The following is a 15258-nucleotide window of genomic DNA, read 5'->3' as shown; positions in this document are numbered from 1 at the left end:
CGCAGCCCTCCACCCCTGCCGAAGAAAACCGTACGAGCGGCCGTACCGAGCCCCGCAGCGGTCACGCTTCCCCGCGGGTACGCACGCCTTCCCGAAGCGTTCTCATCTCGCCGGCCCGCACCGCCGCCAAGGCGCCGCGCCGACGAGCCTTACCACTTGTCGCCCGCCGCGCGCTCACCCCCTGGTTCGCCAGGTGACGCTCGCCGGGTCAGCGAGGGAGACCGTCATGCCCGCGACCCAGACCAAGCCCCGTAGCGCTTCCGCCGCCCTGAAGGCCCACAGCGCCGCCGTCAGCACGCCCATCGCCGACATCGCGCGTTTTCTCCAGGACAACCTCGGGCAGCGGCTCACCGCGCGGATGGCCGGTATCAGCGATGCCAAGCAGGTGGGCCGGTGGGCCGCCGGCACCAGCAGGCCCAGGCCGGAGGCCGAGGCCCGACTGATCGACGCCATCCAGATCTTCCATCTGATCCAGGCCGCGGAGTCCGTGTACACCGCCCGTGCCTGGATGATCGGCATGAACCCGCAACTGGAGGACATGGCCCCGGCCATGTGTATCGCCGACGACCGCGCCCGCGACGTCATGGTCGCGGCCCGTGCCTACGTGGAGGCGACGGAGAGCGCACAGGCGCCCGTCCCCGCCGAGTCCTGACCACGCACGGAACACGATAGTGAACAGCGCACCTTGAACAGCGCACCGTGAACAGCGCACAGCGCCACGCTCGTACGACAGCCGTCCTCGCCACCCCTTCCCGGGTCGCGGGGACGGCTGTTCGCTGTGCGCCCCGCGACCGCTCCGACACCACATTTCGCTGACCGTCCACGAATTGACTTCGGTCCGGGAACTTTCGACAATGCGGGCGTGACGGACAGGGACGACGAGCGGGAACTCGCCGACGCGGTGGCCGCCTTGCGGGCGGCCGAGGAACGGGTCGCCGAGGCCCTGCGCGGCTTCCTGTCCCGGGACCCGGTGACCGGCCGCCCCGCCCACGGCCGAATCGGACGCGCCGCGCGTCTTACCGGGTGGGGTGAGCAGCGGGTGAAGGAGACTGTCACCCCGGCCCTGGCGGAGCGTCGCCGGGCCAAGCGAAAGGCGACCGGTTCATGAGTGCCCCCGACAGCGCTGCCGGCGATTTCGGCGCCATCGACTCGCTGCTCGACTCGGTCGCCCCCGAAGCCGCGCTGCCCGCCCCCGACGTCCGTCGTGACCTGCGCGAACAGGCCCGCCTTTCGAAGGCCCAGGTGGCGCGGGCGCTCGGCGTGAGTCCGTCCACGCTCACCGGCTGGGAGACGGGCCGCGACCCGGTGGGCGAGGTCCGCAAGAAGTACGCGTACTTCCTGGACGGCCTGGCCGCCAAACTCGTAGGGACGACCGGGACGACCGGGGCGACCACCGGCGAGCAGGCGCCCGCCGCGGAATCCGGCGAGCCGGAGCCCGCCACCCAGCAGCCCGCACCGGCCGCCCCCCAGGCCGTCGACGGCACTGGCAGCACCGACGCCACCGAAGCCACCGAAGCCACCGACGCCACCGACGACGTCGAGGCGCTGGCCGTGCCCGAACCCTGCGTCCTGTGCGGGCAGCCGGCGGCGCAGCGCGTGGCCGGTTTCACCCAGCACCTCGACCCGGCGGACTGCGGCCGGACCCCCACGCCCCCGGCGCCGACGCCCGCCGCCCCGGCCCCCCCTGCGCAGCCGCCGAAGCGAAAGACACGCGACACGTCCAAGCCGCCGACGCGGCGCGCCTTCCAGCCCTCGAACGAGCCGGGTGACCTCATCGGGCAGGCCGTCCAGGCCGCGCTCGCCGCCCACGAGGGCGATGTGGAGGCGGCGACGGCCGCGCTGGTCAAGCGGGCGATCCCGGACGCGATGGCGTTGCTGGACGAGACCCGCAAGGGCGCCAGGTACGACGTGATCGCGCACCCGTGGATGCCGGACATCCTGAAGAAGCAGACGTCTCGCGGCGCCGACCAGATCTGGGAGGCCCGGCCCAAATGGACCCGGCCGACGCTGCCGCCCGGCGAGCACGAGGTGACCGCCCTCGACATCAACGGCGCCTACCTGTCGGCCCTGAAGACCCATCTCCCCATCGGCCAGTTGGAGCACTCCACCGGCTTCGACCACGACCGGCGGCGCGCCGGCGTCCACCTGATCACCCCGGCGCCCTGGGTCCACGACGACGTCCTGCCCAACCCGCTCGGGCAGCGCGACGAGCCGGGCCCGCTGTGGGTCACCGAACCCACCCTCCGCCTCCTGCAACGCGTCTCGGGGCCGAAACACGCCCTGTGCGACCCGCCCGAGATCCACGAGTCGTACACCTCGGGCGCGACCGAGAACCTGCTGGAGAAGTTCCGGATCGCGCTCAAGGACGCCCGCGACACCGCCCTCGCCGAGGAGGACGACGTCACTCTGGAGTACGTGAAGGCGATGTACTCCAAGTTCGTCTCCACGATGGGGGAGTCGAACTACAACCGGGAGCTGTACCGCCCGGACTGGATGCACCTCATCCGCTCCCAGGCGTTCGCCAACCTCTGGATGAAGGCGCTCAAGGCGTACGAGGAGGGGCTCACCGTCGTCCGCGCGATGGGCACCGACGAACTCCACCTCATCGGCGACTGGCGCCGGGTCTTCCCCGAGGGACGCGGCGTCACCGAGGTGAAGGTCAAGGACGTCTACACCGCCGGAACCGCCCACGACGACGAGCCGAACGATCCGGAGGGCGAGTAAGTGCCGCAGAGGAACAGGGAGTTCGGCAAGTTCGGTGCCCAGGGCATCAAGGGGCACGAGGCCGTGGCCCGTCAGCTCGACCGGCTCGCCGGCTTCATCGCGACCCCCGTCACCCAGCGCCGCGGCCTGCTGGCCCGCCTGCACTACCTGACCCGTACCGACCACGCGAAGGCCGCCGCCCGCCAGGCCGGGCTCACCGTCACCGACCGGACCCTGAAGGCGTGGCTCGAAGGACGCCGGTCGCCGACGAAGAGGAATCTGGAACGCATCGACGCCGCCTACCGCACGGTGCGCCGCGCCAACGTCTCCCGCCACCTGCTGGCCCGCCTCAATCGCCAGGGGCGGGGGACCCGGGTCGAGTTCCATCCCCTCAACCAGTCCCAGGTGCCCCGCCCGCTCCAGCGCGTCGTCGACTACCGCACCCTCAACGTCCGCCGCTGGGACCGCATCGTCGCGGCGTGGGCGGCGGACGACGGCGCGACCCTGGACGACGTGTGGATCAACGATGTCGTCGTCGATCTCGGCTCGCAGTGGGGCGAGTACGAGTACGTCACGAACATCGGCTTCGCGGCCTGAGAGCCCGACCTCGAACCCGCCCGCGACACCCGCCACGACACCCGACACGACGCCACGCCGAAGAGCGCGCCGACTTCGCCGCGTGAGACCCCGAGGTCACCCGGGCCACGCCGGGAAAGCACGGTCCGGGGGCCGTCCGCGGGCCGGATCCGATCATCGTCCGGGGGTTAGGGTGCAGCCTCGTACTGCTCGCACCACGACCCCGCGGAGGTGCCCGGCCTGTGCCGAATTCCTTTGTTCACCTGCACAATCACACCGAATACTCCATGCTCGACGGCGCGCAGAAGCTCAAGCCGATGTTCGCCGAGGTCGAGCGTCAGGGCATGCCCGCCGTCGCCATGAGCGACCACGGCAACATGTTCGGTGCGTACGAGTTCCACACGGTGAGCAAGGGCTTCGACGGCGTCAAGCCCATCATCGGCATCGAGGCGTACGTCGCCCCGTCCTCGCGCCGCAACCGCAAGCAGGAGTTCTGGGGCCCCGGCGGCCAGCGGGCCATGTCGGACGACGGCGAGGGCTCCAAGGACGTCTCCGGCGGCGGCCGGTTCACGCACATGACGATGTGGGCGGAGAACGTCCAGGGATTGAAGAACCTGTTCTCCCTGTCGACCGAGGCCAGCTACACCGGCCAGTTCCCGGCCGGTAAGCCGCGGATGGACCGGGAGCTGATCAGCGAGCACGCTTCAGGCATCATCGCCACGACCGGCTGCCCCTCCGGCGCGGTCCAGACGCGGCTGCGCCTCAACCAGTACGACGAGGCCCGCGAGGTCGCCGCCGCCTACCAGGACATCTTCGGCAAGGACTCCTACTTCCTGGAGCTGATGGACCACGGCCTGTCCATCGAACGCGACGTCCGCGAGGGCCTGCTGCGCCTCGCCAGGGACCTGAACCTCCCCCTCCTCGCCACCAACGACGCGCACTACGTCCACGAGGACCAGGCCGACGCGCACGACAACCTGCTGTGCATCGGCGTCGGCAAGAACAAGGCGGACGAGAAGCGGTTCCGCTTCAACGGCAGCGACTACTACCTGAAGACCGCCGCCGAGATGCGCGAACTCTTCGCCGAACTGCCCGCGGCCTGCGACAACACCCTCCTGATCGCCGAGCGCGTCGGCTCGTACGACAGCGTCTTCGGACACGTCGACGAGATGCCGCAGTACCCGGACGTGCCGGAGGGCGAGACGCAGGAGTCCTGGCTGCGCAAGGAGTGCCTGGAGGGCCTCGCCATGCGCTACGGCTCCCCGCTCCCGGCCGAGGTCATGGAACGCTTCGAGACCGAGATGACGGTCATCGGCCCGATGGGCTTCTCCTCGTACTTCCTCGTGGTCGCCGACATCTGCCGCCACGCCCGCGAGAACGGCATCCCCGTCGGCCCCGGGCGTGGTTCGGCCACCGGTTCCATCGTGGCGTACGCGACCCGCATCACCGAACTGTGCCCCCTGGAGCACGGGCTGCTCTTCGAGCGGTTCCTCAACCCCGAGCGCATCAACCCGCCCGACGTCGACCTCGACTTCGACGACCGCAGGCGCGACGCCATGGTCCGCTACGTCACCGAGAAGTACGGCGACGAGTACACCGCGATGGTCAACACGTTCGGCAAGATCAAGGCCAAGAACGCGATCAAGGACAGCTCCCGCATCCTCGGCTACCCCTTCCAGCACGGGGAGCGCATCACCAAGGCGCTGCCGCCGGACATCATGGGCAAGTCGATCCCGCTCGACGGCATCTTCGACTCCGCCCACCCGCGCTACGGCGAGGCCGGCGAGATCCGGCAGATGTACGAGAACGAGCCCGACGTGCGCAAGGTCATCGACACCGCCAAGGGCGTCGAGGGACTGACCCGCGGCACCGGTGTGCACGCCGCCGCGGTGATCCTGTCCAAGACGAAGCTGACCGAGCGCATTCCGCTGCACATGCGCGCCAAGGACGGCGTCAAGATCACCGGCTTCGACTACCCCAGTTGCGAGAACATGGGGCTGGTCAAGATGGACTTCCTGGGCCTGCGCAACCTGGGCGTCATCGACCACGCGCTGACCAACATCCGCGAGAACCGGGGCGTCAGCCTGGCCACCGTCGACCCGGGCACCGGCGACGACAGTGTCACCGTCATCCCCCTCGACGACAAGAAGACCTTCGAACTCCTCGGCCGCGGCGACACGTTCGGCGTCTTCCAGCTCGACGGCGGCGGCATGCGCGCCCTGCTGAAGCTGATGGAACCCTCCCGCTTCGAGGACATCGCCGCCGCCCTCGCCCTGTACCGGCCGGGCCCGATGGCCGCCAACGCGCACACCAACTACGCGCTGCGCCAGAACGGCAAGCAGAACCCGGACCCGATTCATCCCGAGCTCAGGGAAGTCCTCGACCCGATCCTCGGCTCCACCCACCACCTGCTCATCTTCCAGGAGCAGATCATGGCCATCGCCCGCACCCTCGCCGGGTACACCCTCGGCGGCGCCGACATGCTGCGCCGCGCGATGGGCAAGAAGAAGCCCGAGGTCCTTGCCGCCGAGTGGCAGAAGTTCCACGACGGCATGGAGACCAACGGCTACTCGGAAGAGGCCATCAAGGCCATCTGGGACGTCATGCTCCCCTTCTCCGGCTACGCCTTCAACAAGTCCCACACCGCCGGCTACGGCCTCGTCTCCTACTGGACCGCCTACCTCAAGGCCAACTACCCGGCCGAGTACATGGCGGCCCTGCTCACCTCGGTGGGCGACGACAAGGACAAGGCGGGCATCTACCTCGCCGACGCCCGCAAGCTCGGCGTGACCGTCCTCGCGCCGGACGTGAACGAGTCGCTGGCCGAGTTCGCGGCCGTCGGCGACGACGTCCGCTTCGGCCTGCTGTCCGTGCGCAACGTCGGCGACAACGTCATCGAGTCGGTCATCGCCGCCCGCAAGGCGGCGGGGAAGTACACCTCCTTCACCGACTTCCTCGACAAGGTCGACCTGCCCGCGCTGAACAAGCGGGCCGTGGAGTCCCTCATCAAGTCCGGCGCCTTCGACTCCCTCGGCCACACCCGCAAGGGCCTGTCCGCCGCCCACGAGAGCGCCATCGACGCGGTCGTCCCGCTGAAGAAGGCCGCCGCGTACGGTCAGGACGACCTCTTCGCCGGGCTCGGCGGCGGCGCGGGCGACGGTGAGGCGGGGTTCAGCCTGGACGTGCCGATCAGCGACGACGAGTGGCCCCGCAAGCAACTCCTCGCCACCGAACGGGAGATGCTCGGCATGTACGTCTCCGCGCACCCCCTGGACGGCACCGAGCACATCCTCTCGGGCCACCGCGACACCACGATCGTGGACCTGCTGGCCTCCGGTCGCACCGAGGGCATGGTCCGCCTCTCCGGCCTGATCACCAGCGTCCAGCCGAAGATGACCAAGCAGGGCAACGCCTGGGCCATCGTCGACCTCGCCGACCGCGACGGAACCATCGAGGTCCTCTTCTTCCCCGCCACCTACCAGCTCGTCGCCGCCGCCCTCGTCGAGGACAGCGTCATCACCGTCCAGGGACGTATCAACGACCGCGACGGAGCCCTCAGCGTCTTCGGCCAGGAACTCCAGGTCCTCGACGTGAGCTCCGCCGAACGCGAGGGCGCCGCCCCGGTCCGCCTCCACCTGCCCTACCACCGGATCACCGAGCGGTTCATCCACGAACTCAAGCGCATCATGGGTGCTCACCCCGGCCAGAACCCGGTCCACGTGGCGGTGCGCGGCCCCCGCAGGACCACCGTCTACCAGCTCCCCTCCCTGGTGAACGCCGCCACCATCGCCTCCGACATCAAGGGCACGTTCGGCCCCGACGCCTGGCGGGGCGTGGCGTAGCCGGAGCGCCCGTAAATCCGGCATATGCATCATCAAAGGACCAAAGTCCCGATACAGCCCTACGTGTCCGGGGGCAGACCGTAGGGCAGAAAGGGCTCCGGGACCGCGGGAGCCGGATGGATGGGTGAAGGAGAGCAGAGCCCCATGGCCACCCCAGTGGACAACCCCCCGACCGCACGGCACCACGACGCCCCGGACACCACACAGGCCTTCCAGCGCCTGGCCACATGCCCCCCGGGCCCCGAACGCGACGCGCTGTGCGAGGAACTGGTCACCGCCTGGCTGCCGATGGCACACCGCCTGGCGACCCGGTACCGCAACAAGGGCGAGGACCTGGAGGACCTCAGGCAGGTCGCCGCCATGGGCCTGGTCAAAGCCGTCCACCGCTACCGCCCCGACCGCGGCCCCTTCGCCGCGTACGCCGTGCCCACCATCACCGGCGAACTACGACGCCACTTCCGCGACCACGCCTGGGACGTCCGGGTGCCCCGCCGCATACAGAACCTGCGCAACAAGGTCCGCGCCGCCCGCCGCGAACTCCTGGACCGGCCCGGCCACCCGGGCGGCGAGCCCAGCCTCGCCGACCTCTGCACCCACACGGGCCTGACCAGGGACGAGGTGCTGGACGGGCTGGAAGCACTGGAGAGCTACACCGCCCTGTCCCTCGACGCCCAGGCGGGCACGGCCGACGAGACATTCACTTTCGCCGACTCCCTCGGCGCCAACGACCCCCGCTACGACCTCGTCGCCCGCCGCGAAGCCGTCAAAGAAGGCCTGAGCAACCTCCCCGAACGCGAACGCCGCATCCTCTACCTGCGCTTCTTCGAAGACATGACACAGACCCGGATAGCGGAGAAAGTCGGCCTGTCCCAGATGCACGTCTCCCGCCTCATCACCCGAAGCTGCGCCGAGGTCCGCCGCCTCGCCGCCTGAGCGCCTGCCTTTGCACCCGCCCGCGCCCGGAACACACAAAAAGGAAAGGGCCGCGACACTCCATGGCGGGATGTCGCGGCCCCGGCGCTCTCACAAGCCCGGTACTCAGCCCGTCTTGCGGCGGAAATCGCGCTTGCGACCGCCCGCGGGGCCACTCATGCTCTTGACCTTGCCCCGCCCCTCCTCGTGCGCCTGCTGGGCCTGCGCGGTCTGGGACTTGCGCTCCAGAGCCTCCTTGAACTTGGCGCGCATGTCGTCCTCGGGGCGTTCTTCCTTCGGGACTTCGCTCATGTGGTCCTCCTTGCCGTAGGGAAAATCCTGGCGGCTCTCACGGGAAGCCGTGCGGACGCCGGTCATGAAGACCCGCCCCCAGGCTACGTCGTCGGCGCGATCTCCGTTCTCGGTCGCTTCGGTCGCTGACCAGCGCCTGTCTCAGCGCAACCCGAAACGCTCGGCCCACAGAGCCACATCGGCGGTGCTCGCGTTGCCGCCGCAGACGACCAGGCCGATCCGCGCCTCCTCCCCGACCCGCTCGACCACCTGGCGCGCGGCGGGCAGCAGGCACCCGGCGGCGGGCTCGGCCCAGACCTTCGCATGGTCGGCCAGGTCGAGGACGCCCCGCACGGCCTCGGCGTCGGTGACCGTGAGCACGTCGGTGACGAGCGCCGCGACATGCTCGTAGGTGAGCTGCGAGGCGCTCGGCGCGCTCAGCGTCGAGACGATCGAGGACAGCTCGACCGGCACCGGCCCCCGAGCGGCGAGCGCCGCCGACATGGCCAGGGCGCCCTCGGTCTCCACACCCCAGACCCGTACCCCAGGACGGCGGGCGCGCAGCGCGGTGGCGACACCGGCTATCAGCCCGCCGCCGCCGATGCTGACGAGTACGTCGGTGAGCTCCCCGGCGTCCCCCGCGAACTCCAGACCGACCGTGCCCTGGCCGGCGATCACGACCGGGTCGTCGAAGGGGTGGACCAGCGTGAGCCCCTGGCCGCCCAACTCGTCGGCGAGAGCGAACGCCTCGTCCATGGAGTCGGTGACCTGGACACTCGCCCCGGCGGCCCCGGCGATCTCCACGGCGCGGGCGGGAGCGGAGCGCGGCATCACGACGGTCGCCTTGATGTCCAGCGCTCCGGCCATCACCGCCAGCGCGATGCCGTGGTTGCCGCCGCTGACCGCCACGACCCCGGCGGCACGCTCGGCCTCGCTCAGCGTGAGCAGCTTCGCGGTCGCGCCCCGCGCCTTGAACGAGCCGGTGCGCTGGAGCAGCTCCAGCTTCACGGTCGTCGGCACACCCAGCAGCGCGGACAGCCCGGGACTCGACACCGTCGGGGTCCGTACGACATGCCCGGCGATCAGCTCGGCCGCAGCTTCCACGTCCGCGACAGTGATCATCAAACCCGTCTCCTCACACGTTCCGAGCGACACGATCTTCGTGCCGCCACGCCTCACGGTGCCCTGCCGCCGCCGGTGATGTCGAGCGCGCCCCGTCCGGTAACTCCCCGTTCAACCAATGGTGATGGGCTGCTCGCACTCCGGTAGGTGGCGTACTGTCACCCGCCAATCACCTTCGGATACCAGAGAAACAAGGGGCGGGACTGTGGCTGACAGCCGGGACACCTGGTGGGAACGAGCGGCGTGCCGGACGGCGGACCCCGAGGAACTCTTCGTCGAGGGCGCCGCCCAGACCGGCGCCAAGCGGATCTGCTCCGCCTGCGCGGTCAGGACCGAGTGCCTCTCCCACGCGCTCGACCAGCGCATCGAGCACGGCGTATGGGGCGGCATGACCGAACGCGAACGCCGAGCGCTGCTGCGCCGCCGCCCGACCGTCACCTCCTGGCGCCTCCTCCTGGAGACGGCCCGCGCGGAGCACGCCCGCCGCCCGACGCCCCAGCGGGACGCGGCGGCTTCCTGACCGAAACGGCCACCCGGCCCCGCACACGGCGAGCTGCCCATCCGACAACCATCCCGGTGACCTGCACGCCGTAACTTCCGGCCCGGCGTCAACGTTGTTCAGTCTCGTGGGCGTTGACCATGTGCTATGCAAGGAGCGGTATTTTGAACATTGCTGATCGCGTCATCGGCCTGCTCACCGACATGTTCAGACTCCCCGCACACACCGTGCTGCCTGAAGTCCCGTTGTGCCAACTGCGCATCGACTCACTGGCGTTGGAGGAGCTGAGGCTGGTGATCGAGGACGAGCTGCACGTCGACCTGGAAGACGTGCACCTGACATCCCGGGACACCGTGGGACAACTCGTGGCCGCCGTGACCCGACAGTCGGCAGCGGCGCAGTGATGCGGGCGGCACAGAACCGTTTCGCGGCCGCGATCACCGGCATCGGCCTGGTCACCGCGGCCGGAACCGACACCAAGCAGACGTGGAACGAGATCACGAGCGCCACCGTCCCCTCGGCCGTACGCCGACCACCCGTCCTCCAGGGCCTCCCCTGCGACTTCATGTACACGATCGAGGACCTGGACACCGACGAACACCTCGGCGCGGACATCCGGCTGATGGACCGATTCGCCCAGCTCGCCGTGATCGCGGCACGCGAAGCCGTCGCCGACGCCGGACTCGACCCCGAGACCTGGGACGGCACCCGCGTCGCCGTCGTCATCGGCTCCGCCCACGGCGGCCTCAACTTCTACGACGAGCAACAAACCGTCCTCACCGAGCGCGGCGCCCGCAGAGTCTCCCCGAAAGTCGCCCCGCTGAGCGTCCCCAACAACGCCACCAGCAGCGTCTGCAAAGACCTCGGCGCACGCGGCCCCAGCCTGGCCGTCAGCACCGCCTGCGCCTCCGGCACCGACGCGATCGGCACCGCACTGGGCTGGCTGCGCGCCGGACGCTGCGACATCGCGGTCGCCGGCGGAGCCGAGTCCCTCACCTCCCGCCTCGTCTTCGCCAGCACCTGCCAGATGAAGGCACTCTCCACCCGCGTGGACGACCCGGCGACCGCGTGCAGGCCCTTCGACGTCGACCGGGACGGCTTCGTCGTCGGCGAAGGAGCCGGACTGCTGGTGCTCGAACACCCCGACCACGCCCACGCCCGAGGAGCCACCCCCCGCGCCCGACTGGCCGGATACGGCTCCTCCAACGACGCCTTCTCCTGCGTCGCCCCCGACGAGTCAGGCACCGGTATCGAGACGGCCCTGCGCGCCGCGCTGACCGACGCCGACCTCTCCGCGCGGGACGTCGGCCACGTCAACACCCATGGCACATCGACCGTCATGAACGACCTGGTGGAAAGCGCCGCCCTGCACCGCGTCCTCGGCGAGGCCCCGCTCCTCACCTCCACCAAGGCCATGACCGGCCACGCCCTGGGAGCGGCGGGCGGCATCGAGGCCGCCCTCACCGCCCTCACCCTCGAAGCCCAGCTCATCCCGCCGACGGCGAACCTGACACGGCAGGACCCGGGCGTGCCCCTGGAAGTAGTGGCCAAGGCCGCCCGCCGAGCACACCTGGAGTGCGCGGCGACCTCCTCGCTCGGCTTCGGCGGACACAACGCCGTCCTCCTCCTCACCCGCACCTGAACCGGGCGGACACCCCGGACCCCTGACGACCGGCCACTGCCGACCCGACCAAGAACAAGGAGCATCCATGCCGGACGAGGTGGTCCGCCCCCTGACCGTGGACGGCGTCCAGTACGTCTACCGCAGGCTCCGGCGGCCCGCACCGCAGACCCCGCCGATCGTCCTGCTGGGCGGCGTGTTCCAGGGCCTGTACGGCTGGCACCCCGTCGACGAGAAGCTGAACCAGGTGGCGGACGTCATCACCCTGGACTATCTCGGCGACGGCACAGGAATCTCCGCCGACCACATCTCACCGGACCAGGTGTGCCGGGCCGTGGAAGAGACCGTGGACGACCTGGGCGCCCAACAGATCAACCTGCTCGGCTACTCCTACGGTTCCATCGCCGCCCACCAGTACGCCCTCAAGCACCCGGAACGGATCGCGCGTCTCATGCTCGGCGGCGTACCGACGGGCCCGACACCGGAGCAACAGCTCCTGGTCGGCAAACTCGCCGCGACCGTCGCACAGGGACAGGTGGAGGAGATCGCCTCCCTGATGGCGGCGGCGATGCTGTGCCAGGACCCCGACGTGCAAGTACTGCACCGGGACCTGGTCTACCGATGCATCCGGCGAACCCTGCTGAAGCACCTGCGCAACCCCAACGCCCTGCTCGGCCTCCAGCGCTCCCTGAACGCCAAGGTCACCCTCACCGAGGGCCGCCTACCCGCCGTACCCACCCTCGTCTTCAGCGGCGCACACGACACCCTCACCCCTGTCGCGCGCCAGTGCTCGTTCGCCGAGACCATCGAGGGCGCCGACTTCACCGTCATCGACTCCGCCGACCACCTCGTGGTCGTCGAGCGCCCCGCAGAAGTGGCAGCCCTGGCCCTGCACCACTTCACGGCACCCCACCAGACGCCCGTCGGCGCGACGGTGACGGCACGATAGGACCGCCTGCTCCCACGCAGGTCGACATGGGTCGCCTTGAACGAGCAGGAACCGGAGGGGCTGAACTCTCGCAGAGCGCTCACCGCCCCTTACCATCCCTCACTGCGAGCGCTCTTGTACGCCTACGGGTCGCGACATCCTCGGCCCCGGGGGCCTGCGGTGCCACGACGGGGCCCGCGGGCTGCGCGGCGGCCAACTCACCGCTGGACTTCATGAACAGCGTGGCTGATGTCCAGGCGTGGCTGAGACGGCACACGTGACGGGTGGTCAGTCGGCTGCCGGTGCATCGTGGCGGGCTTTCGGCGGCTGAGGCCGGGGAAGTCGATGTTGTGCTGTCCCGGGACCGATGAGAGCGGTCAACCCCCTGCGCGCCATGGTGTGGTGTTCAGATGTCAGGCGCCGAACCGTGAACCGGCTGACGCTCTTAACTACAAGAGGCCCCGCACAGAAACACGGCTCTGACCTGCGTAAATGTGATCTGCGATGTGTCGGTGGCAGCACATTTGGGCCAGCGAAATGTGCTCCGACGCCGACAAGTGCCCATGAAATACAAGTGCTGCTTGTGCGACCCGCCTTCGGTGAACGCGCAGGTCAGAGCGGTGCACCTCAACAGGGCGAGGGCGCGAAAGGCGCTGCGAATGTGCCGCCTTCGACACCCGAAGACAAGCGCCACTTGTAAAACGAGGGGTGAGGGCCTCCAGACACAAGCACCATTTGTACTTCGGAGGGTCCCGGCGGCAGACCCACAGCGCGACCGACACACCTGTGCGGCTCGACCCCAAAACACAAGTGGCAGTTGTCTTTTGAGGTAGTGTCGGCCGCGCCTGAGGAGAGAAGGAGGAACCGTGACATCAGATCCGCCGGAGGTGGAATACCACCGTCCGCGCGCCCTGCCCGCCGAACCGTCCGCGCTCGCGTTCGGCGACATCCTGACCGTGCTCGGCCAGCAACTCGGCGAGACAGTCGAAGACCAGCAAAAGGGCCGGCGCCGCAAACTCAAAGGCGTCTCCTTCGAGTACGACCACGAACCGCGCACCGTCCACGACATGGCCGGCGACGCCGGATACAGCATCACCAGCAACTGGTTCGTCCAGCGCTTGGCCCAGCTCGCCATCGCCAAGCAGGTGACCAAGAGCGAGATGTGCGTCTTCCTCTACGTCGCCGGCGGACAGATGCGCGGCACCGGCATCGCCCACTTCACCCAGCAGGAAATCACCAACGGCCTCAACGTCGAAGCCCGCCGGGTCAAGGGCGCAACCCAAATCAGCCGCTCCACCGTGACCCGGGCGATCAAAGCGCTGTGCGAGTACGGCTGGCTCGAGCGGCACGGCAACGGCGCCATCCGGCTGAACGTCCGACTCTGGTTCAACGGAAACAGCTCGGCACAACAAGACGTCCTCGCCGACATCCAGAAGGACCACGGCGACACCCCCCAGTCCTTCGGCAACTACATCGGACCGGTCCCGCAGCAGGAACAGCTCACGATGAACTTCGAGGACGAGGAGCTCTCGCCCCAGGAGCGCGCAGGGTGAACCAGGCCCCATACTGTTGTTCGCAGCCCATCAACTTGAAGGGACGCCCCTGATGGCCGAGGTCATGTCCCCGATCGTCTCCGAGAGGATCTGGGCCCTGCCGCTGTCCGGCAGCGCCGTCAAGTTCCTCCAGTACCTGCTGTTCCGCAGCGAGTTCGGAGGCCACCTGCCCGTGAAACAACGGGAGATGGCGAAGGAGTACCACGACAAGACCCAGCAGGCCATCAGCGCCCTGCTGGCTCCCCTGTGCGACCTGGGCATCGTGCTGCGCCCCGACGGCGGCGAGCGAAAAGGGAACAGCTACCGACTGCATCCCCTCGCCGCCAAGTACGAGAGCCACGACGCCATGGAGCAGGCGTTCCGCAATGCGCTGGTGGACATGAAGGCCGGCGCCCTTCCCACCCTCAAGCTGCCGCAGTACACAGTGGCACCGCCCACCGAGGGCAGGCCCAAGTTGCAGGTGGCGTAGCAGGCACAAAAACATGGGGCCCACCAGAAATCTGGTGGGCCCCATGTGCCTGAGTAAGAAGTACTGCTCACTATACCCAGCCCATGCGGCGTGATCGAAGTCTGGGCCCAGCCCCGCGCCACCCGACCGGTCGAGAGGGGACTGAAGGGGCTGACCACCAGGGGCCGAGCCCCCTCAAAGCCCGTTGCGAATCACCGCAGGTCAGACAGGGTCTTTTCGGCGAGAAGGGACTGAAGGGGCTGAACTTTCGATTAGCGCTCGCTGGTGTGGGCGTTGTGGTGGATGTCGTTCGCTGCGCGCTGGGCGAGTCTGGCATACCGTGGTTGTCGCGCAGCCGGTTCTGGTGGAGATTCAAGCTCGGGTCAGGGGAGGCAGGCCGGGCTGGTCTTTGCTGGGACAGCGGGCCGGGTCTGTGGCCTCAGCTTGGGGATCGGGAAAATCGGGGTTTATTTTCGCCCGGATCAAATTGACCTGGTCTCAAGGGATCTGACGGGTAGTTAGGCAAATCGGGAGGGAGCCAAAGGGGGCCTCTTTCCCAGTAGCTAGCTTGAGGAATTCGCGGAGCGAATTTCTGCAGGCCGAATTGCGGAGCAATTCGAGCCCCGGACAACGGAGTTGGCCGGCACCGGGCGGCGGAGCTGCCCGGCACTGGACGGCGGAGCCGGCCGGTGGGCAACGCGGAGCGTTGCCGTTTTCCGCCACGTAGTGGCGGCGCGTCGTGTCTGCGGAGCAGACCGCGCGC

General features: G+C 69.1%; 14 protein-coding genes. 12 read left to right on the top strand and 2 right to left on the bottom strand.

What is annotated here, in order from left to right:
- The first annotated feature begins 226 nt into the window (after nt 1-226).
- The 6 genes from ACIRF8_RS33330 (at nt 227) to ACIRF8_RS33305 (ending at nt 8054) form a co-directional block, all read left to right on the top strand.
- Nucleotides 227-652: an XRE family transcriptional regulator gene (locus tag ACIRF8_RS33330; protein ID WP_404221124.1), complete on the top strand. Its 426-nt coding sequence runs from the start codon at nt 227-229 to the stop codon at nt 650-652.
- Between the two features lie 210 nt (nt 653-862).
- Complete coding sequence (locus ACIRF8_RS33325) at nt 863-1108, top strand: hypothetical protein (RefSeq protein WP_404221122.1); 246 nt, start codon at nt 863-865, stop codon at nt 1106-1108.
- Complete coding sequence (locus ACIRF8_RS33320) at nt 1105-2724, top strand: helix-turn-helix domain-containing protein (protein ID WP_404221119.1); 1620 nt, start codon at nt 1105-1107, stop codon at nt 2722-2724. The genes ACIRF8_RS33325 and ACIRF8_RS33320 overlap by 4 nt, the downstream gene beginning before the upstream one ends.
- The gene (locus ACIRF8_RS33315) at nt 2725-3300 is read left to right on the top strand and encodes a transcriptional regulator (protein WP_404221117.1); all 576 of its coding nucleotides are present in this window, start codon (nt 2725-2727) and stop codon (nt 3298-3300) included.
- A 221-nt stretch (nt 3301-3521) separates the two neighbouring features.
- Nucleotides 3522-7121 carry a DNA polymerase III subunit alpha gene (gene dnaE / locus ACIRF8_RS33310; RefSeq protein ID WP_404221115.1) on the top strand — a complete coding sequence of 1200 codons (3600 nt, stop codon included), beginning with the start codon at nt 3522-3524 and terminating at the stop codon, nt 7119-7121.
- 144 nt (nt 7122-7265) lie between these two features.
- Nucleotides 7266-8054 carry a SigB/SigF/SigG family RNA polymerase sigma factor gene (locus ACIRF8_RS33305; RefSeq protein ID WP_404221112.1) on the top strand — a complete coding sequence of 263 codons (789 nt, stop codon included), beginning with the start codon at nt 7266-7268 and terminating at the stop codon, nt 8052-8054.
- Between the two features lie 105 nt (nt 8055-8159).
- Here ACIRF8_RS33305 and ACIRF8_RS33300 read toward each other — a convergent pair whose 3' ends face one another.
- Together ACIRF8_RS33300 and ACIRF8_RS33295 are read right to left on the bottom strand one after the other, a co-directional pair.
- Complete coding sequence (locus ACIRF8_RS33300; protein WP_404221110.1) at nt 8160-8345, bottom strand: DUF5302 domain-containing protein; 186 nt, start codon at nt 8343-8345, stop codon at nt 8160-8162.
- Nucleotides 8346-8486: 141 nt separating this feature from the next.
- Nucleotides 8487-9446 (bottom strand): threonine/serine dehydratase, encoded by a 960-nt coding sequence (locus tag ACIRF8_RS33295; protein WP_404221108.1) that lies wholly within the window; start codon nt 9444-9446, stop codon nt 8487-8489.
- Between the two features lie 205 nt (nt 9447-9651).
- On the opposite strand from ACIRF8_RS33295, the gene ACIRF8_RS33290 reads away from it, so the two are divergent.
- The 6 genes from ACIRF8_RS33290 to ACIRF8_RS33265 all read left to right on the top strand — a co-directional run bounded on the left by ACIRF8_RS33290 (nt 9652) and on the right by ACIRF8_RS33265 (nt 14516).
- The gene (locus ACIRF8_RS33290) at nt 9652-9966 is read left to right on the top strand and encodes a WhiB family transcriptional regulator (RefSeq protein ID WP_404221106.1); all 315 of its coding nucleotides are present in this window, start codon (nt 9652-9654) and stop codon (nt 9964-9966) included.
- A gap of 164 nt (nt 9967-10130) precedes the next feature.
- Nucleotides 10131-10349 (top strand): acyl carrier protein, encoded by a 219-nt coding sequence (locus tag ACIRF8_RS33285; RefSeq protein ID WP_404221298.1) that lies wholly within the window; start codon nt 10131-10133, stop codon nt 10347-10349.
- On the top strand, nt 10349-11587 hold the full coding sequence (locus ACIRF8_RS33280; protein ID WP_404221104.1) for a beta-ketoacyl-[acyl-carrier-protein] synthase family protein: 1239 nt from the start codon (nt 10349-10351) through the stop codon (nt 11585-11587). Before ACIRF8_RS33285 ends, ACIRF8_RS33280 begins: the two co-directional genes overlap by 1 nt.
- A gap of 67 nt (nt 11588-11654) precedes the next feature.
- Nucleotides 11655-12515 carry an alpha/beta fold hydrolase gene (locus tag ACIRF8_RS33275; RefSeq protein WP_404221101.1) on the top strand — a complete coding sequence of 287 codons (861 nt, stop codon included), beginning with the start codon at nt 11655-11657 and terminating at the stop codon, nt 12513-12515.
- 845 nt (nt 12516-13360) lie between these two features.
- Nucleotides 13361-14047 carry a replication/maintenance protein RepL gene (locus tag ACIRF8_RS33270; RefSeq protein WP_404221099.1) on the top strand — a complete coding sequence of 229 codons (687 nt, stop codon included), beginning with the start codon at nt 13361-13363 and terminating at the stop codon, nt 14045-14047.
- 52 nt (nt 14048-14099) lie between these two features.
- A complete protein-coding gene (locus ACIRF8_RS33265; RefSeq protein WP_404221096.1) occupies nt 14100-14516 on the top strand; it encodes a hypothetical protein in 417 nt (138 codons plus the stop codon).
- The last annotated feature ends 742 nt before the right edge of the window (nt 14517-15258 follow it).

The sequence above is a fragment of the Streptomyces sp. NPDC102406 genome, from assembly GCF_044765725.1.
In the GTDB taxonomy this organism is placed as follows: Bacteria; Actinomycetota; Actinomycetes; order Streptomycetales; family Streptomycetaceae; genus Streptomyces.
The sequence above is the reverse complement of the archived record's forward strand: the minus strand, read 5'-3'. Positions and strand labels throughout refer to the sequence as shown.